Annotated in this window: 23 protein-coding genes; 15 read left to right on the top strand and 8 right to left on the bottom strand. The window is 39.9% G+C overall.

Going from position 1 to position 18,667, the window contains the following annotated elements; all coding sequences use genetic code 11:
• Positions 1 to 92 precede the first annotated feature (92 nt).
• Positions 93 to 926, top strand: coding sequence for a hypothetical protein (locus NAF01_RS16700; protein WP_250800819.1), 834 nt, complete (start codon positions 93 to 95; stop codon positions 924 to 926).
• Between the two features lie 35 nt (positions 927 to 961).
• Here the strand turns inward: NAF01_RS16700 and NAF01_RS16695 are convergent, their stop codons facing one another.
• A complete protein-coding gene (locus NAF01_RS16695) occupies positions 962 to 1,204 on the bottom strand; it encodes a DNA alkylation repair protein (protein WP_250800814.1) in 243 nt (80 codons plus the stop codon).
• A 117-nt stretch (positions 1,205 to 1,321) separates the two neighbouring features.
• On the opposite strand from NAF01_RS16695, the gene NAF01_RS16690 reads away from it, so the two are divergent.
• The 7 genes from NAF01_RS16690 (at position 1,322) to NAF01_RS16660 (ending at position 7,201) form a co-directional block, all read left to right on the top strand.
• Complete coding sequence (locus NAF01_RS16690; protein ID WP_048009434.1) at positions 1,322 to 1,588, top strand: hypothetical protein; 267 nt, start codon at positions 1,322 to 1,324, stop codon at positions 1,586 to 1,588.
• Positions 1,589 to 1,824: 236 nt separating this feature from the next.
• Positions 1,825 to 2,805: a YncE family protein gene (locus NAF01_RS16685; protein WP_048009357.1), complete on the top strand. Its 981-nt coding sequence runs from the start codon at positions 1,825 to 1,827 to the stop codon at positions 2,803 to 2,805.
• Between the two features lies 1 nt (position 2,806).
• Positions 2,807 to 3,481 carry a response regulator transcription factor gene (locus NAF01_RS16680; RefSeq protein ID WP_048009356.1) on the top strand — a complete coding sequence of 225 codons (675 nt, stop codon included), beginning with the start codon at positions 2,807 to 2,809 and terminating at the stop codon, positions 3,479 to 3,481.
• Positions 3,478 to 4,887 carry a sensor histidine kinase gene (locus NAF01_RS16675; protein ID WP_226618447.1) on the top strand — a complete coding sequence of 470 codons (1,410 nt, stop codon included), beginning with the start codon at positions 3,478 to 3,480 and terminating at the stop codon, positions 4,885 to 4,887. Before NAF01_RS16680 ends, NAF01_RS16675 begins: the two co-directional genes overlap by 4 nt.
• A 12-nt stretch (positions 4,888 to 4,899) precedes the next feature.
• Complete coding sequence (locus tag NAF01_RS16670; protein ID WP_222498039.1) at positions 4,900 to 5,358, top strand: FixH family protein; 459 nt, start codon at positions 4,900 to 4,902, stop codon at positions 5,356 to 5,358.
• 449 nt (positions 5,359 to 5,807) lie between these two features.
• Positions 5,808 to 6,554: a CAP domain-containing protein gene (locus NAF01_RS16665; RefSeq protein WP_222498041.1), complete on the top strand. Its 747-nt coding sequence runs from the start codon at positions 5,808 to 5,810 to the stop codon at positions 6,552 to 6,554.
• A gap of 149 nt (positions 6,555 to 6,703) precedes the next feature.
• A complete protein-coding gene (locus tag NAF01_RS16660) occupies positions 6,704 to 7,201 on the top strand; it encodes a GNAT family N-acetyltransferase (protein WP_226618448.1) in 498 nt (165 codons plus the stop codon).
• Here NAF01_RS16660 and NAF01_RS16655 read toward each other — a convergent pair.
• Together NAF01_RS16655 and NAF01_RS16650 are read right to left on the bottom strand one after the other, a co-directional pair.
• Positions 7,198 to 7,695 carry an Hsp20/alpha crystallin family protein gene (locus NAF01_RS16655; RefSeq protein ID WP_222498045.1) on the bottom strand — a complete coding sequence of 166 codons (498 nt, stop codon included), beginning with the start codon at positions 7,693 to 7,695 and terminating at the stop codon, positions 7,198 to 7,200. The genes NAF01_RS16660 and NAF01_RS16655 overlap by 4 nt on opposite strands.
• 13 nt (positions 7,696 to 7,708) lie before the next feature.
• Positions 7,709 to 8,191: a spore coat protein gene (locus tag NAF01_RS16650; protein WP_048009350.1), complete on the bottom strand. Its 483-nt coding sequence runs from the start codon at positions 8,189 to 8,191 to the stop codon at positions 7,709 to 7,711.
• A 220-nt stretch (positions 8,192 to 8,411) separates the two neighbouring features.
• On the opposite strand from NAF01_RS16650, the gene NAF01_RS16645 reads away from it, so the two are divergent.
• Positions 8,412 to 9,185, top strand: coding sequence for an SDR family oxidoreductase (locus NAF01_RS16645; protein WP_222498046.1), 774 nt, complete (start codon positions 8,412 to 8,414; stop codon positions 9,183 to 9,185).
• A gap of 427 nt (positions 9,186 to 9,612) precedes the next feature.
• Here NAF01_RS16645 and NAF01_RS16640 read toward each other — a convergent pair whose 3' ends face one another.
• On the bottom strand, positions 9,613 to 10,980 hold the full coding sequence (locus NAF01_RS16640) for an MATE family efflux transporter (protein WP_222498048.1): 1,368 nt from the start codon (positions 10,978 to 10,980) through the stop codon (positions 9,613 to 9,615).
• A 209-nt stretch (positions 10,981 to 11,189) separates the two neighbouring features.
• Here NAF01_RS16640 and NAF01_RS16635 point away from each other — a divergent pair, with 209 nt between their 5' ends.
• Positions 11,190 to 11,348, top strand: a complete 159-nt coding sequence (locus NAF01_RS16635; RefSeq protein ID WP_197087758.1) for a hypothetical protein — start codon at positions 11,190 to 11,192, stop codon at positions 11,346 to 11,348.
• Between the two features lie 66 nt (positions 11,349 to 11,414).
• Here the strand turns inward: NAF01_RS16635 and NAF01_RS16630 are convergent, their stop codons facing one another.
• From NAF01_RS16630 to NAF01_RS16615, 4 genes are all read right to left on the bottom strand, one after another.
• On the bottom strand, positions 11,415 to 11,975 hold the full coding sequence (locus NAF01_RS16630) for a GNAT family N-acetyltransferase (RefSeq protein WP_250800813.1): 561 nt from the start codon (positions 11,973 to 11,975) through the stop codon (positions 11,415 to 11,417).
• Positions 11,976 to 12,288: 313 nt separating this feature from the next.
• Complete coding sequence (locus NAF01_RS16625; protein ID WP_197247775.1) at positions 12,289 to 13,410, bottom strand: amidohydrolase; 1,122 nt, start codon at positions 13,408 to 13,410, stop codon at positions 12,289 to 12,291.
• A gap of 139 nt (positions 13,411 to 13,549) precedes the next feature.
• Positions 13,550 to 14,134, bottom strand: coding sequence for an undecaprenyl phosphate transporter UptA (locus tag NAF01_RS16620; protein WP_048011417.1), 585 nt, complete (start codon positions 14,132 to 14,134; stop codon positions 13,550 to 13,552).
• Between the two features lie 23 nt (positions 14,135 to 14,157).
• Positions 14,158 to 14,937 (bottom strand): undecaprenyl-diphosphate phosphatase, encoded by a 780-nt coding sequence (locus NAF01_RS16615; RefSeq protein ID WP_048011450.1) that lies wholly within the window; start codon positions 14,935 to 14,937, stop codon positions 14,158 to 14,160.
• A gap of 225 nt (positions 14,938 to 15,162) precedes the next feature.
• Here NAF01_RS16615 and NAF01_RS16610 point away from each other — a divergent pair, with 225 nt between their 5' ends.
• From NAF01_RS16610 to NAF01_RS16590, 5 genes are all read left to right on the top strand, one after another.
• The gene (locus NAF01_RS16610) at positions 15,163 to 15,501 is read left to right on the top strand and encodes a DUF4870 domain-containing protein (RefSeq protein ID WP_048011451.1); all 339 of its coding nucleotides are present in this window, start codon (positions 15,163 to 15,165) and stop codon (positions 15,499 to 15,501) included.
• A gap of 132 nt (positions 15,502 to 15,633) precedes the next feature.
• Positions 15,634 to 16,596 carry a helix-turn-helix transcriptional regulator gene (locus NAF01_RS16605; RefSeq protein ID WP_250800811.1) on the top strand — a complete coding sequence of 321 codons (963 nt, stop codon included), beginning with the start codon at positions 15,634 to 15,636 and terminating at the stop codon, positions 16,594 to 16,596.
• Positions 16,597 to 16,728: 132 nt separating this feature from the next.
• Entirely contained in the window at positions 16,729 to 16,926 is a 198-nt protein-coding gene (locus NAF01_RS16600; protein WP_048011419.1) for a PLD nuclease N-terminal domain-containing protein, read from the top strand.
• A 2-nt stretch (positions 16,927 to 16,928) separates the two neighbouring features.
• On the top strand, positions 16,929 to 17,834 hold the full coding sequence (locus NAF01_RS16595) for an ABC transporter ATP-binding protein (RefSeq protein WP_250800809.1): 906 nt from the start codon (positions 16,929 to 16,931) through the stop codon (positions 17,832 to 17,834).
• On the top strand, positions 17,831 to 18,607 hold the full coding sequence (locus NAF01_RS16590) for an ABC transporter permease (RefSeq protein ID WP_048011421.1): 777 nt from the start codon (positions 17,831 to 17,833) through the stop codon (positions 18,605 to 18,607). Before NAF01_RS16595 ends, NAF01_RS16590 begins: the two co-directional genes overlap by 4 nt.
• Positions 18,608 to 18,667: the final 60 nt, after the last annotated feature.

Below are 18,667 nucleotides of genomic sequence, written 5' to 3'. Positions count from 1 at the left end.
TTTTTTATTGCCTGAATGAATGAAGAAAACCTTTTTTTGGGAAACTCATTATATAATGCCTAACCGAAAAAACCTATAAATGAGTGGAATTTATGAAAAAATTAAACATAGTCATGGTATTCATCTTTCTTTTTTTTGCAGGAGGCACATACACATCTGCAGATGAAGAAGGGGTTAGCTGGCGGATTGAGATGCTGGCATGGGAGAAAGTGAATGGGATATTGCCGAAATACAGTAAATTTACCGTCCTGGATGTTGAAACAGGCAAGAAGTTTAAAGTCCAGCGGCGTGCCGGAAGCCATCATGCAGATGTTCAGCCATTAAATGCTGAAGAAACAAAAATAATGAAAAGCATTTATGGCGGAAAATGGAGCTGGAAGCGGCGCGCCATCATTGTAATTAATGGCAATCAATGGATAGCGGCTTCCATGCATGGCATGCCCCATGGAGGAGGTGCATTGAAAAATAATTTTCCAGGGCATTTTTGTATTCATTTTTACGGCAGTACCACACATCGAACAAACTTTATGGATTTATCACACAAGCTTATGATTTTGAAAGCGGCAGGAAAGCTTGATGAATATCTCAATAATGCCAATCCATATGAAGTGATCAGTGCATTCATGGCAGGACTAAAACAGCAGGATTCCAGGATTGTCCAGTCGATTTCCCTCCAGCCTTTAGCATGGTATAAACTCATGCCCAGAATTGAGAATGTAAGGCTGAGTGCGATGCCCGTCCTTCCGGCTGAGGATTTGACAGATGAGCTGAGCCTGGAGGTGCCGGTGGAAGCGGATTGGTTTATAAAAAACCGCGGCAGACAGCATTTTCGAGGCAGCATCTATCTTGTGCGCTTTTCACAGGCAGATCCATGGAAAGTGGATAATAAAAGGTTCTTAAAGGAAAATAAGTTATTGAACGAATAAAAGCCTGAGAATAGACTCTCAGGCCTTTATTCGTTTTACTGTTTTTCGCCAAATTTAATGAATGTCCGCTCGTCTTCTACAAGTCCGCAAGCCGCACATTGAACCCTTTTTTCAGGACCTTTGTAAGGCATATGGAAGGGGGACAGCTGTTCACTGCTGTATTCTTCCAAAACATTCCCTGTCTGAGGATCCATTTTGATGGATTGAGGCACCTGCTGAATAATATTGAATCGGCTTCTGTTTGTTTTACAGTTTGGGCACCGATAAGGTGAATTCATAACTCATTCTCCTTTCTCGCATATTAGCTGTATTTTTTGCATTTATAAATTTATTTATGTAAAAATACATGTAAGGAAATATATTTGTTTCCTGTTTTGGAAGGGATGTGGCAAGTTATGAGTCCAGACTATGAAAAGCTTCTGAATGAATATCGGAAGCTATGGAATAACCGGAAACTCGAAGAGGATACTGACGCAGAAAACATTTTGAAGAAAGCAATCTCCAGGGAATTAAGGGATGAAAATTCCCATCCAAGAGTCCGTAAGACTATCTATGAAAAATTCTACCTTGCGGTTAAGAGAATTGCACATTCAGACCTGGATGACAAATCCAAAGAAGCTCTTATCCAAATCCATATCCATGAAGCAGAAGGTTTGAAATAGGGAGGGTCAAACCTTCTTTTTTTAATGGCTGTTTTCGCAAGGTTTGTCGCCGCTTTTTATTTTATGCTGAGTTGATTGGAGCGGAGTTCAGCGGACAACATTGTTAGCGAAAACAACATGTTATACGAAAAGTGCCTTTTAAATTTATAGGTTTACTGCAGATTTCAAGATCCTTTCACATTTATCTCACAATGTTAATGTAAGATAAAGATAAGATAGTCATGAGGAGAAATTGTATGTCAAAAAAAATGTATTGGCTTTTCTTTTTATGGATCATAACGGCCTTCCTTACTTCCTGCTCAGAAAAGAGGCAGCCTGCAATACCCGAGGATATTAGCTTTGCTGCCACAGTAAATATCAAGGATATGACCATATCTTTTGTGGACCTGGAAAAAAAGAAGCTGGCGGCAGAATGGGCTATGGAGAAACCTTATACAGGCGCTTTAATTCTCCCGGACAATGATTCCATCCTTCTTTATGGAAAACAGCTTGAAACGGCTGACCTTTATTCCTTAAAGGAAGGTAAACTGATTAACAGCTGGGAAACAGGAGAAGGAATCGTAAATGGAATCCTGCTTGAAACGAATGAAATCGTTTTTGCAGATCAGCATTTAAACAAAATTAGGTTCTTTCATTTAAATGGAGAAGAAGAAAAACAGGTCGAATCTGAGATAGATCCGCTTACCCTGCTGGAATCCCGTGAAAAGAATAAGTTATTTGTTCTAAGCTTCAATCATAAAAAAATGGGAATTATCGACCTTGAATCAAAAGAAAAAAGCGGGGAATTTACGATCCATCCTTCAGCAGCCGGTGCGTGGCTCAATGAGAAAAACGGTGAAATCTGGATTGGCGGACATGGAGAAGGTGTAGAGATTGAACAAAATATCCACGTATATGATGAAGAAACGGGTAAGTTAATAAAGAAAATTCCAGCCGCTTCGATGCCGATTAATTTTCTGGGACAAGAAAATCAAGTATATGTCCTAAGCCACGGGTCAAATATGTTATATAAAATTAATGAATCAGGGGAAGAAGAAGCCGCTGTGTCGATTGCGGCAAATCCTTTTGAAATGGCTTTTGCAGCAGATACACTATTAGTGGCCGGTTATGACAGCAATGATTTACATATACTGGAGCCGGAAAATTTAAAAACCCTTAAAAGCATCAAGGTTGGAGAGGGTCCTTTTAAAATAGTCATTAGGGAGAGTGTGAAATGACATGCTGAATATCCTGATTATAGATGATGAAGCTGATATGAGGCATTTGATTGAAATGTACCTCGGGAATTCAGGATTTGCATGCTTTTCAGCAGAGAGCGGCTTTGAAGCATACGGCTTACTTGAAAATAATGTGATGGACTTAGTTATTCTGGATATCATGATGCCTGGGGAGGATGGGTTTGATGTATGTTCCCGAATAAGGCAAAAATCAAATGTGCCAATAATATTTCTTTCAGCTAAGGGAGAGGAATGGGATAAAGTGAAAGCCCTGCAGTTAGGGGGAGATGATTATATTGTCAAACCATTCAGTCCTGGAGAGCTTGTCGCCAGAATCAATGCTGTCCTTCGAAGAACGGGAGGAATAAAAAATGACATGGATGCTATTCAAATTGGGAAAATCACAATTGACAAAAAAGCACGAAAGGTCTCAGTTGAGGGAAAGCATGTCACGCTTACGCTTAAAGAATATGAATTGCTTCTGTTTTTTATCGAACATAAAAACCGGGCATTAAGCAGGGAACAGCTGCTTGAAAATATTTGGGGCATTGATTATACAGGAAGTTTAAGAACAGTGGATACTCATATAAAAACGCTGAGAATGAAGCTGGGGGTTGGTGACTATATTCAAACAGTCTGGGGAGTAGGCTATAAATTCGAGGTGCCGGATGAATGAAATTCCTGACAAATAGCCTGGCTAAAAAAATGTGGCTGACTGTAACAGCCGCAATTATTATTACGATCTTATATTCCTATTTTTTATCTTACTTATTTTATGAAAAAATTTATGTAGAAAATGTCAGGGACTCTCTGCTGACTGAAGGGAGAAGCCTGGCGTCAGAGTACCAGGGTGGTGCTTTGACAGAAGATCTCAGGAAAAAAATCGATTGGTATAATTCTAAATCAGAAACAGAGATTTTTATTGTCAGTAATCCCAGAGAACTTAGTGCCTGTCTGCCTTTTGAAATTGACTATCAGACTTTAATTGGCAAAGCAGAGCGTGAAGATCTTCTTAAAGGCATTCCAGTTGAAAAACTGGGCTATGAAAAAAGGTTTGACCGGAAAATTATGGGTGTCATTATTCCGCTTCTTGATGATAATCGGCTTCAAGGCATTATTTATTTATATGTTCCCCTTGCGAAGATTTCAGAGATTACCCGGGATTTTGCATATCTGTGGCTCGCAGCTGCGGCGGTTTTTACGATTATCAGCATCATTTTAGGTACGTTGCTGGTTAAAAAACTGACAAAGCCTCTGCTGGATATGAAGGGTGCAGCAGAACATGTTTCAAAGGGATACTATGATATTCATTTAAACATTGATTCAAAGGACGAAATTGGCCAGCTGGCCAATGCCTTCAATTATATGTCCTCCTCTATACGAAAAGAAGACGAAAAGAAAAGGGATTTTCTCGCGAATGTATCTCATGAGTTAAGAACTCCTATCAGCTATGTAAAAGGATACAGTGAGGCGCTCATTTCCGGAATGGAAAAATCCGAAGAGGACAGAAAAAAATACTTACAGCTGATACTTAGAGAATCACGAAGGATGGAACGTCTCGTTGGAGATTTGCTTGATTTATCCAAACTTGAATCTAACGAATACAAACTCGAAAAAATGCCGCTGCCATTGGCACAGTTAATAGAGGACGCTATTGAAAAATACAAGCCGGTCCTCCGTGAAAAAAATGTGGATCTGCAATATCGCCTGGATCCTGAAGTAATCATTAACGGTGATGAAGGCAGGATTGAACAGGTTATCCAAAATATTATGGACAATTCCATCCGGTATACAGCAAAAGGCAGAATCAGCATCCGTTTATCTCAAGAGAGAGAGCAATGCCTGATTGAAATAGAGGATACAGGCATAGGGATTTCAGAAGAACATTTAAGCAAAATTAAACAACGGTTTTATAGAGTGAATAAAGGCAGAACAAGATCAGATGGCGGCACAGGGCTTGGTCTGGCAATTGCAGAAAAGCTGGTTAAGCTTCATCAAGGCGAGCTGACTGTGTTCAGTGAATTAAATAAGGGGACGACAGTTAGAATCATGCTGCCGCTGCTCGAAATAAAGAAAATTTAGAGGAGATTAATAATGAAAAAACTAATGTTTATTTGGCTTGCGGTAATGATAATTATTAGCCTGGCAGCCTGCAGCAATAATAATGCAGCTGAAGAAGAGCCGCAATTCCTGGATGTCGAGTTATCGATAAACCCTGAAAAAGCAAAAGTGAATGAACCGGTTGTTTTTGAAGCAAAAGTTACATATGGAGAAGAAGAGGTTACAGATGCAGACGAAGTCAAGTTTGAGATCTGGAGAGCGAATGCAGAAGAACACGAAAAAATTCTTGTTGAACATGCTGAAAACGGGATCTACCGCCTGGAGAAAAGCTTTAAAGAAGAAGGTACCTATTATATATATTCACATGTAACGGCGCGAAGGATGCATAATATGCCTAAAAAAGAATTTGTTGTCGGCAAGCCCAGTCCACCTGAAAAAGAGTCAGGCAGCCAGGAAGAAAATATGGATGACGATGATCATGGCAGCCATTAAAAAGCAGCATTGGCTGCTTTTTGTTTTGGAATCGAGTAATCCTGCAGTAATTTTTCCTTTAGGGGCATATATACCCATTCACGGGTACATATACCTATAATATTTGTTACATTGGTGTAATAAAAGTAAAAAATAGTATCAGGTTAAAAACCTGTCAATAGTGATATTTTAGTATATAAATGGTACATGATAAAGGTAGCTTCCAATAAAGACAAAAAAATGCAGAAGACTATTTACCCATTTGTAAGTATCCATAAACCTAATAAAATAAGTATTTATGAAAACTTGCAGGCTGATTTTTACTAGTTTCCAAGTCTATCAGATATGCTGCATTCAAGAATTTGTAAAATCTGTCCAAAAATATTACGAAAAACCCTGTGTTATGATGATTGTGCAAGTCACACAGCACCACACAACAAAGAAAACAAACACAGGGAGGATTTATATACATGAATAAGAAAGTTATTTACTCAGTAGCAGCGGCAGCAGCATTACTAGTATCAGCACCAGGAGCTAACCAAGCGGACGCAGCTTCAAATTGTCCTACTCCTGAGCAAGCTAAAAAAATTCAAATCTCTCAATCTGGTAACCTAAGCCAGGAACAGATCAATAACATTCTTCAAAAATACCTTAAAAACTACAATATTAATTGGGGAAATGTTCAAGTAAATAAACAGGAAGCTCAGAAGCCTGCAGCTCAAGCTCCAGCAGAGCAGCCTGCTAAAACACAAGAAACAGCAAAAGCACCTGCGCAGCAGCCTGCACAGCAGCAAGCACCTGCTGAACAGACAAAAGAAGCAGCACCTGCAACTTCTGAAGTAAGTGCTTACGAGAAGAAAGTACTTGAATTGACTAACCAGGAACGTGCAAAAGCAGGAGTACCTGCACTTAAATTGGATGTTGAATTAAGCAAAGTTGCTCGTGAAAAATCACGTGATATGCAGTCTAAAGGATATTTTGACCATAACAGCCCAACTTACGGTTCACCATTTGATATGATGAAGCAATTCGGCATCTCATACACTACAGCAGGCGAAAACATTGCTATGGGCCAGCAATCTCCTGAAGAAGTTGTACAAGCATGGATGAATAGTGAAGGCCACCGTAAAAACATCATGAATGCCAACTTCACACACCTTGGTGTTGGCCATGTTGCTGACGGTAACTACTGGACACAAATGTTCATCGGGAAATAATAGTTGAATGAATAAAAGGCAGCCTTTTTAGGCTGCTTTTTTTGTATTATTATTCAATATAGTATGAACTTCAGCTCCATGTATGTATTCAATCATTCATTGGAACATTAGTAAGAGCTGCTAAAAATGAAAAACAACAGGTGATTTAAATGGAAATTAGAAAAGGAACAAAAGCCGATTTGAAGGAAATAATAGAAATTGTCCAGAAGACGGTCAGCATTATGGAATCTGAGGGGAATGATCAATGGAACAGGACCTATCCCCGGAATGAAGATTTTTTAGCTGATGTGGAAGCAGGCAGTTTGTACACTGCCATCTTTGAAGGAAATGTCGCAGGTTCCATTACTGTCGATCAAATCCAGGCGGAGGAATATAAAAATGCCTCATGGAGAAAAGATGAGCCCTGCTTTGTATTTCATCGTCTCGCCGTAGATCCTGAGATAAGAGGCGAGGGGATTGCGAGCAGGTTAATTGCATTTGCTGAAGATCATGCAGTGAATAACGGGATATTGTATATGAGAACAGATACATACTCGCTGAATAAAAAGGCTCAAAGGTTATTTGAGAAAAATGGATATGTTAAAGCAGGTACAATCTTTATGGATCGGGAAAATCCTTTTTACTGCTATGATAAGCTGCTTGATTAAAGCTGCTCTTCACTCTTTACAAAAATGGGTATTATTTCTTCCTCTTCGAATAAGATGGGAAGAGAAATGGAAAGTATCCCATTTTCAAATGAAGATTCTATCGAATATTTATCAACAGGCATAGGGAGTGTCAGAACTTTTTCAAAAGATCTGCTATGTCTTTCTTTCAGAAAATAGCGCAAGTGCTGCTGAAATGCTGAACATTTACCTTTAATAATTAGTTCATTTTGTACAAGAGATACTTTAATATCATTTTTGTTTATACCGGGTAGCTCTGCTTCGATTTTGATCTTGCCATTGTTCTCATACATATCACAGCGCGGAAAAATTTCCTGATTAGACAGAAAATGATTTATTTTTTCCTGCTCCAGGCCTGAAAAAGAAAGTTTCTTATTATGATTGGAATCCCCAGGTGAAATAAGCGTTTCCCAGAAATCCTGATCCTGATATTGTGCGGTCATTTTGATTAAATCTTTCCATTTTTCCAGTTCCATAAGGAGGCCCCCTTTATAATATTTCCGTTACATCTATCTCTGAATATTGCATATCGATATTTTTAGGTATTTTTATCTCCATATAGCCCTCTTTGCAGCTGGCGGATGATCCTTTTTTCCTGACAATGGCAGGGAGGGTAATGATATGTTTATCGTCTTTATCGGGAATATGTTCGATAATCATTTGGTTGGAGGTGTGATAAAGCTTCATTTCTTTTAACCATTCCTCGTTTTTTATTGGAAATCTCACAAAAACATAATCATGGGTTTCGAAGACGGATGAATTAAGTGGTGCAGAATTTGGCTGTTGATTAGTTCCGGGGGCTGCGGCATTAAAGCCTTTCATAAAATCCGGTGCTCCAGTCATTCCCTGCATATTCTGAGGAAACATTTGACCCATGATATTTTTAATATATTTATCAATTTCCTCCGGTTTCATTTGGCTGGGAGGATTCTTCATATCTTTATTAAATGGAAAAAGATTCCACGGAAACATCCTTCTCATCCTTTCCTTGCTAAACTGCCGCAACGGCTGATGATTCAATACTATGCCATATATTCTATGCAGATAAATGCCTATCTGTTAATAAAGGATTCTTTTGCTAGTACTGCTGCATCATGGGCGAAAGCTTCTTATTATTTGCATTAATACACTGTAATTACTACTATATTGGTATCGATGTATACAAAATAATTAAATACTAAGGGGTAATTTTGTGAGAAATAAAGCAGCTTTAATCACGGGAGGGGCAACAGGGATCGGGAAAAGAACAGCGAATATGCTTGCCGCTAAAGGCATCGATCTGGTGATCAATTACCGTAGCAGTCAAGAGGAAGCTGTCTCATTGTGCAGGGAACTGACCGAAAAATTCGGCACTAAAAATATTGCTTTGCAGGGAGATATTTCTTTACCGGCGGACTGTGTAAAGATGTCCGAAAAAGCTCTTAATGAATTTCAAATCATCGATATAGTCATACATAATGCCGGTCCTTATGTGCACGAAAGAAAAGAGATGCTGGATTATTCTTTTGAACAATGGAATTACCTTATTAATGGCAACTTAAATGCGGTCTTTTATTTATCCAAGTTGTTTATACCGAAAATGAGGGAAAATGGATGGGGAAGAATTATCACGATAGGCTTTGATCGTGTAGAATCAGCATCTGGGTGGATATACCGTTCTGCATTCGCGGCTGCAAAAACGGGGGCAGCGTCTTTAACGAAATCCATTGCAATGGAAGAGGCCGGTAACGGAATTACCGCAAATATGGTTTGTCCGGGAGATATTATCGGTGAATGGAAGGAAAGAAATATCGAAGAAGCTGCGAAGGTTCATGATCATGCATCACCAGTCGGAAGGCCGGGTACAGGTGAGGATATTGCCCGTGTAATCAGTTTTTTGACCGATGAAAAATCCGATTTTATTACAGGAAGCATAATCCCGGTTACTGGCGGAAAAGACGTCCTGGGGAAAATTTATCAGGAATGAAAGCGAAAGGCAGAAGAACCGTATTCTTCTGCCTTTTTATCGCAGTCTAACGGGCAGTAAGACCCCCGCTTCAAGACTCAGAGGAATCAAAGGAGGATAAGTGGGGGTCAAACTGCCCAATCTAGCTGCGGCTCCTAGGGGCTCGAGGTCATAAGCCAATCAGCTGGTGGGAAGAAAGGGACTTCCCTCCAGCTGCTCGTCTTATGCTTGTCACCCCTGGGCAAGTCGCCTCGCTTTATAATGTAAAAGCCCGATTGGTGAGATACAGTGAAACTTGCCGACGCGCAGGCAGAGGCTTAGTTGAACCAATCGGGTTCGTAGTGTCGATTGATCGAAGCGCTAGCGGAGATCTTAGCGACACTAGAACGCGACTAACAACCAGTGGGGGATAAGGAAAACCCCCACTGATTGAAGTTTCACTTTATATTTACTTCGCTTCCATATATGCAGGGTATTTTCTGTTTTGCAGATAGATCAGCCGGCTTGTTAAAGTAATGGCGCCAGCTGCAAGTCCTGTAATTAAACCAATCCAATAACCATAGGCTCCCCAATCCGTATGATTGGCCAGGTAATAGCCAAACGGCAGCCCGATGATCCAATAAGAAATAAGCGACATAATGAAGGTGACATTTACGTCCTTATATCCGCGCAGCGCTCCCTGGACGGGTGCCTGAATGGCATCTGAAAGCTGAAAGAACATGGCATAAATTAAAAAAGCGGCTGTTAATTGTAATACATGGTCGTCTTTTGTATAAATCGATGCCACTTCTTTTGGGAAAGCCAAAAGAACAGCTGCACAAATTAATGCCATAAATACAGCAATACCGACACCGATCCAGCTGTACTCTTTAGCATCTCTGAATCTCTTAGCCCCCGCTTCAAAGCCCACAACGATTGTTAATGCCATTGAAATGCTTAGGGGGATCATATAAAGAAGTGATGCGAAATTGAGGGCAATCTGATGAGCTGCGATTACGGCTGTTTCAAATGTGCTCATTAATAAAGTAACTGCTGAAAAGATACTGGTTTCGAAAAAAATCGATAACCCGATTGGGATTCCGATAAGAAGGATTTCTTTCCATTTGCCGATAGAAACAGCATGCATTCTTCTGAAAATTCCATAGTTCGAGAACGGGGAATTTTTATGAATAATAATAATCGAAATAACCATGATCAGCCAGTAAGTAATAGATGAAGCATAGCCTGCACCTGCTCCGCCGAGTTCCGGAAAACCCAATTTGCCATATATAAGTATATAGTTAAAAAAAGCATTGATTGGCAGTGTTAGAAGGGTGATGATCATACTGACTCTGGTCTTTCCAAGAGCATCAATAAACGACCTTAATACATTGTAGACAAACAGGGGAATCATTCCTGTGCTTAATGCTGAGAGGTAGTTGAAAGCTGTATCCTCAACCCTGTTCTCGAGATTCATTCCACTTAAGATTGGATTTAAGGAAAGTGCTCCTCCGCCAAAAACAATGACGGCCATAATGATGGACAGATAAACACCCTGAATAACAGAAAAAGAAACTTCCTCACGCTGTTCCCCTGCTCCCACGAGGTGGGACACAATCGGGGTAACAGCTAGGAGTATTCCGCTGAGCCCGGTGAATACAGGAACCCATAGAGAAGATCCAATCGCTACACCTGCCAGGTCCTGTGAATCATAGCGGCCGGTCATTAAAGTATCAATAAATGTCATAGAGTACATCGCCAGCTGGGTTACTAGTATTGGAACTAAAATAACCAGCAGCTGATGCAGTTTTTGTTTTTTGCTGTATGTCTGATTCATGAATCTTTCCTCTTTCTATAATGTGACTAGAGAATTATATCATACTAAAGAGAAGCCGGCCCCAAGCGGGTCTGTTATTCAGTATAGTAATTTGCTGATAAATATTTCAATTATGTGAACTTTTGCATAACGGGAATAAAAATCCTTCAATCGGCGAGTATAAATAGTAAACAGCCATTTCCAAAAAATAGCTTGAGGGAGGCAGAAAGATGAGCTTCAATATAAATAGGATTAATCCCAATCAGACACAAGTTTCATTTGTGGACGGGCGTTTTGAGACTCTTACCAATGAAGAGCTGGATGAATTGCTGTCCCATTACGGAATAAGAGAAAAAACAGATGAATCGGAAACCAATATTATTAATTGAAAAAAATAAAAAGCACTTGCTCTATGCAAGTGCTTAGCGTTTTTGTACTTCGAGAGCTGCTTTTCTTTAAGCCTCCAATAATTGGGACGATTCTTGGACTGCTGCTCCATGACGCATTACATGAAGAGTATATAAATCTTTTGGGATCTCAAATAGATTGTAAATATCACCATTTGCATTCAGCTGATCATATACAGACTTTCTCGTTTCATTTGCAAGAATGACATAAGGCAGCTTTTCTGCAGCTTTTTGCGAGCGGATATTTTCCTTGCGGATCCTCATAAAAATGGTTTCAATGCCTGTTTCAAAAAAGAGCTCTTCAAAGAAAGCATCTTTTGCTAATTTGTTATACCCATTGCCATGATAAGGTTTGCCAAGCCATGTACCGAGAAAGCCGGCATTGTCCTGGATGTCATACAAATTAATCGTCCCAATCGGAGCGCCCCATTCATCAAGAATTGTGCGTGAAATCAATTCACCGCGCTCTTCAGATTCGATTGTCTGCTTTGTAATAAATATAAACTCATCATAACAATTGGCTTTTTGGCGAACAAAAGGGAAGACATCAGGGTGCGTCATTAAATCAAATAAAGCATGGCAGTCGTGAAGATCACGTTTCTTGAGCATAGGTTATCCCTCCAATTGAGGGCAGTCCTACTCCATGCCAAATAGAGCCTTCGGTCCACCCTCGAAATTTTTTATTATGCTGCTAAAAAATTTCGGGGTGGGAATCGAACCCACTAGAACCAGATAACTGGTGGCGCACCATTTGCCTTCCCTATTACTATCGTTTCCGATATTTGATTGTCTGTCATGTAGGAAGCAAAATTACACTTCACTTTAGGTATAATACTAAAAAAATTTCAAAAAGGAAATAGGTTTTTTGATTATTTTTTTTGCGATTTTATGTCAAATATCACCAGCAATATTCGACACCGTTCTAAGACTCTCTAAACACAAAATCTCCCCCTATCATTGTCCATTTTGGCTTGGAAAGAAAGTGAAATGGATGATGATTCCATAGAACTAAATCAGCATCTTTTCCTTCCTCGATGCTTCCAAGCTGATGATCGATTCTGAGGTTTCTTGCCGGTAAAATGGTGATTCCTTCTAAGGCTTTTTGCTCGGAAAGGCCTTCCCGGACTGCAATAGCTGCACACATATTTAAATATTGCACAGGTGTGTATGGATGATCTGTAGTGATGGAGACTTCCACTCCATGCTCTGTCAGCTGCTGATACGTTTTCCAGGTTTTATTTTTCAGTTCCACTTTCGATCTTCTTGTTAGAGTAGGCCCCACTGATACCTTTAAATTTAAGCCTTCCAATTCGTCTGCAATTAAATGGCCTTCTGTGCAATGTTCGATTCGAAGATCGAGATTGAATTCCTCTGCAAAGCGGATGGCAGAAATAATATCATCTGCCCTGTGTGCATGTATTCTGACGGGAATTTCTCTTTTGAGCGCCCTGACAAGCGGTGCAAATCTTAGAGAGTCGGGATTATCGCACTGTAAAGCCTCATAAAAAGTTTCCCTCAGCATTCCCATAATCCCCATTCTTGTTATGGAATCCTTGTTGCCATGACTATGAATCCGTTTTGGATTTTCACCAAGGGCAATTTTAAGGCCGGCTGTTTCCTGGATAATCATCTTGCTGATGTTTTTCCCGGATGTCTTAATAACAGAGGTTGTTCCTCCAATTACATTGGCGCTTCCCGGCATGATGTGGGCAGTTGTAATGCCATATTTCACTGCATCAGAAAAGGCGGGATCAAGAGGGTATACACCATCCATCGCTCTAATATGCGGGCTTAAGGGTTCAATTGTTTCGTTGGCATCATTGCCTGCCCATCCGGTGCCTTCATCATAAAGACCCAGATGAGTATGGACATCTATGAAGCCCGGAAGAAGGTGGTGGCTATGGCAGTCTATAATTTTTACATTTGAATCAGACTTTAAGTTCTTGCCCATCTTTAGTATTTTTCCGTTTTCTACTATTACATCCCCATGGAAGGTGGGGGAAGTCACAGGATATATGACTGCATTTTTTAATAAAATTTTCATCTTTTATCGTCCTTTGATCCTAAGTATTTGCTTTATTTTACAAAAATGATTAGAAAGTGTGAAGAATTTTCTCAACATCACTAGCTCAAATAAAAAAAGTGTAAAATTGGAATTCTACACTTTTGGTAAATTTGCTATGTTAACTTCTCCTCTTCATATAAAACAAATAAATAGCGCCGGAGACCAAAGCAATAACTATGATCGGCAAGATAAATGGTTTTGCATATTCTTTGATGTCTCTCCAGTGATCACCAAGCTCCATCCCCAATAATAGAAAGAGAACCGTCCAAGGCACCATAGCTGCTAGTGTGTAAACAGTAAAGACCGATAAAGGCATCTTAGCAATTCCGGCTGGGATTGAAATGGCATGCCGTATTACAGGTATAAATCTGGCCGTAAAAATTACTCCAGTCCCATACTTTTCGAACCATTTCTCTGATGCATCCAAATGCTTTTTTTGAATCAGAAGATATTTTCCATATTTGTCAAGAACAGGCCTTCCTCCATATGCGCCCAGCCAGTAAAGAAACAGCTGGGCAAGTGTTCCGCCTGCAATCCCTGCAAGGAGGGCTCCTATAAAATGGATTTTTCCGGTGCTGACTAAAAAGCCGCCATAGCTCAGGACAATTTCGCTTGGGATCACTTCAACCATTAACCCAAGTGCAATGCCGACATAACCCAGCTGGGAGAGTAATTCAAAAATGCCGGCAATTATCTCTTCCATTCTGATACCTCCCCATCTGAAAATTAAAAAGTCCCGGTCATTTGAAGGAATATAATGATGAACCCTAATATCCAAACGTATACAGCAAATATCTTCAGGGATTTTCTTTTTAGAAAATTAATCATCCATACGACTGCTGCATAACCGAAAATCGCTGATGACAAGGTCGCCATTAACATGCTGCCAAGAGTTATGGCTTCTGTGTGACCGGACATCAATTCGCCAAATTGCATGACAATGCCGCCAGCGATGGCAGGTATGGATAACAGGAATGAAAAATAGGCAGCTGTTTCCCTGTCAAGCTTCCTGAAGAGGCCTGCTGCAATGGTTAAGCCGGATCTAGAAACTGCCGGAAAAATGGCAGCAGCCTGAAAGGTGCCGATAAACAAGGCATCTCCGTACGTGATGCTGTCCATTTTTTTTGCGCCTTTCTTAACACCATCAGCAATCCAGAGTATGAACCCGGTAAATAGAAATTCCCAGCCGATTGTAACACCGGATTTCGAAATTGAATCGAACATGTCACTCAGCAGGAGTCCCACGATTACGGCCGGAATCGTCCCAACTATCAGAAGCATCGATAGCTTGCCGAAGGGCTTCTTAATAATTTGAAGCAATTCATTTTTATATACGACAAGGACTGCCAGTAAAGTTCCTATGTGCAGCATTGTATCAAGGAAGAGGCCTGCTTCATCAAGGCCAAATAGATGTCTCCCCAAATATAAATGTCCAGTACTGGAAATAGGCAGGAACTCGGTAAGCCCCTGGATGATTCCCAGAATGAAAGCCTCAAGTTTTGACATCATCTGTATATCACCTTCCTAGGCGGTTTAAGAATAGGCAAAGGTATATGCGCAATGCCTGTCTTTAACATGTGTATTCGAGTTGTCCCAATCGAGAACTGGAAATTAAGGCTGCAGAGGGGGGATAAAAAAATATAAAAATACATGAAACCTTTTACAGTGAATATCGTAAATAATATAAAAGAAACATCATTTATATTTGAGGTTAGCTTAGGAGGAAACAGGATGAATGATTATAAAATGCCTTCCAATGATGAAAGGCTTATAGCAGCAGCAATCTATGTAACCAGCTTTTTTACCGTTTTTGTCGGACCGCTGATCATTTGGCTATTGAAAAAGAATGACTCGGAGTTTGTAGATTACCATGGAAAGGAATATTTAAATTTTTTAATTTCCTATTCGATCTACAGCGCAATCAGCGTAGTGCTAATGATCATATTAATTGGGGTCATTACGATTTGGATCGTGGGAATCCTTGCTTTTATCTTTACAATAGTAGCTGCTGTCAAAGCATATGAAGGCAAGGAATACAGAATACCTTTAGTTTTCAGAATTTTAAAATGATGAACACAGTCCAGGGCTAGTTGCCACTGGGCTTTTTTAAATGGATAATTAACTCTGCAGAGCTTTTAGTTATAAAGTACATGGGGTGAAGTAATGAATAGACTCGATAACAAACAAAGGATGCTCAAGCTTATGGAAATTTTGAGAGAGCAGACCGATGAAGAAAATGAATATACACTGGACGATATAACTGAAAGCTTTAAAAAGGAATATGGACCGGATGTGAAATTAAACAAAAATTCATTGAGAGACGATATTGAACATCTGATTGAAGCAAAATTTGATATTACCATTAACCAGGAAAAAGAGGGAATGCCAAAGTTCTACAGCCATCAATACCGTCTATTCGAGCTTTATGAATTGCGCATGCTGATTGATGCTGTTGCTTCTGCACGCTTCATCACCAAAGATGAGACTAAACAGCTGATACGGAAAATTAAAAAGCTGACAAGCATTCATCATGCCAAAAAGCTGCATAATGAAATTTTGATCGATTCCTCTGTGAAAAGTGAAAGTAAACTGGTTCGGCTGGCTATCAATGATTTGCATGAAGCCATCTCCGAGAGGAGAATCGTCACATTTCAATACGGAAGATATAATCTCAATAAGGAATTTGTATTAAGCCACAATGGAGGGCAATACAGGGTCAAGCCGCTGGCGCTCACATGGGTAAATGACTTTTATTATTTAATAGCCTACTATTTTGCGAAAGAAGAAATCCGCCATTATCGGATTGACCGTCTCCGCAATGTTAACATAACGGAAGAACAATTCGCATATGAACCCTTTGATGTATCCAAGTATGTGAGTTCAACCTTTCATATGTATGCCGGATCTGAAGAGTGGATAAAAATCCAATTTCACAACGATTTGATCAACGTGATAATTGATAAATTTGGACGGGATGCAGACATAAGAAAACTGGATGAGAACCATTTCGTTCTATCAGCAAAAGCTATTGTGAGTGATGGACTTGTCAAATGGCTCCTCAACTGGGGTAACCAGGCCAAAGTGCTTTCACCATCCTCACTTATTGATCAGGTAACAAACGAAATTAAAAATATGATGGCTGTGTATGAAAAAGAAATGGATTAACCTTAGCAATTAAACTAATAGACACTCCAATATTGGGGTGTCTTTTCTTTAGAAAAATAGTTGAAATCCCTTTGAACGATTTTTGTACTTAAACGTCATATGAATGACAGTACAAAAAGGGAGGACATCGAAATGGAAATTTTAGAAAGCATTAACTGGGCGATTCTTGCACCTATTGTCATCATTCAGCTAATATTAATGGCTGTAGCCATTATTGATCTCGTAAAAATAGAAAAAGCAAATGGTCCAAAATGGGTATGGGCTCTCGTCATTTTATTTATTAATCTGCTAGGGCCAATCATTTACTTTATTTTCGGAAGGAGAAGCTGAATATGCCGGTTGTAAGCATAACAAATCTTAAAAAGCGGTTTAAGGAACAAGAGGTCATAAAAGGTCTGGATTTTCAATTATCTGAAGGAAAATGTATTGCATTGCTGGGAGCAAATGGAGCAGGAAAAACAACTACACTTAAGATGCTTGCCGGCCTGGTGAAGCCAGATTCCGGCACAATCGTGTATGAAGGGGGAGAAAAAGCGGATTTCCGAAGATTAATAGGCTATCTTCCTCAATTTCCTGTTTTTTATGAATGGATGACAGGCAGGGAATTTCTTGAATACGCAGGGCAGCTTGCAGGCCTTCCCAAAGCAGAAGCAAAAGACAGAGCAGCGGAGCTTCTTGAACTTACCGGTATATCCGAAGCTAAAAACCGCCGGATTGGAAAATACTCTGGAGGTATGAAGCAGCGGCTTGGCATCGCTCAGGCTATAATCCATCGTCCGAAGCTCGTCATGCTTGATGAACCAGTTTCTGCCCTTGATCCCTTTGGACGCAGAGAAGTGCTGGAAATGATGGATAAGCTGAAAAATGAAACTGCCATCCTGTTTTCAACTCATATCTTAAATGATGCCGAAGAAATCTGTGATGAAATACTATTTCTCCATAATGGTGAACTGGTTGAGTCTGGAACAATGGCAGACCTGAGAGCTAAACATCAGCAGGCAAAGATTGACTTAGCTTTTAAGCAGAATACTCCGCAATTTGCCGAAGAATTATCTCTGCTTCAGCCTGTTTCTTCAATGAAATTGGGTGGAGAGTGTGCGAGTTTTTTGGTTGAGGATATAGAATATGCCAGAAAACTATTTTTAACTGAGATTATGAAACGGAACTTGCCGCTGGTTAAGTTTGAAATCAGCAGAACAAGCCTGGAGGATGTCTTCATGAAGGTGGTGCGAAAATGAACCAATGGTTAACTTTATTTAAAAAAGAAATGCTTGAAATGGCCAGAAATTACAAATGGATCTGGGTGCCTCTTACTTTTATTTTGATAGCTGTAAAAGAGCCGCTGACATTATATTATATGCCTCAGATTATTGATTCTTTAGGCGGTCTTCCGGAAGGGGCAGTCATCGAGCTTCCTGTTCCTTCTGCAGGTGAAGCACTCGCTGCAAGTCTTAGCCAGTTCAATACGTTTGGTGTGCTTATTATTATATTAATTACAATGGGGACTATTGCTGGGGAAAGGAAAAGCGGTGTGGCGGGTCTTATACTGGTGAAGCCTGTTTCATACGCTCGGTTTGTAACTTCAAAGTGGGCGGGTTCTATGATTCTCATATGGTTATCATATTTTCTAGGTTACTTCCTCTCCTGGTACTATGTGGGTATATTATTTGAATTTATTCCTTTTGCGGATTTTCTTCAATCCTTCTTTGTTTATGGTATCTGGCTTACCCTTATAATCACTATAGTCATCCTCTTCAATACTTTTATAAAATCGCCTGGGGCAGTTGGATTTATATCAATTGGCATTATAGTCATAGCAACTCTATTGAGCACTTCGCTTTCTCATCTGCTGAAGTGGAGTCCGGCCCTTTTGTCTGCTTATACGAATGCTTTTATCATGGGCGGTAATTTCCCTGATGAATTATTGCCGAGTATTATTATTTCTGTGATTGCCATTACGATTTCCATGATTGCATCAATTGCAATTTTTAAACGAAGGGAACTTGCCTGATTTCATGCAAGTTCCTTCCTTTTGGGCATATTTGTATATCGGAGGGTGCTATTTTGGTAG

It is taken from the genome of Cytobacillus firmus, from assembly GCF_023657595.1.
Classification (GTDB): Bacteria; Bacillota; Bacilli; order Bacillales; family Cytobacillaceae; genus Cytobacillus; species Cytobacillus firmus_B.
This window is presented reverse-complemented; position numbering and strand designations above follow the sequence as displayed.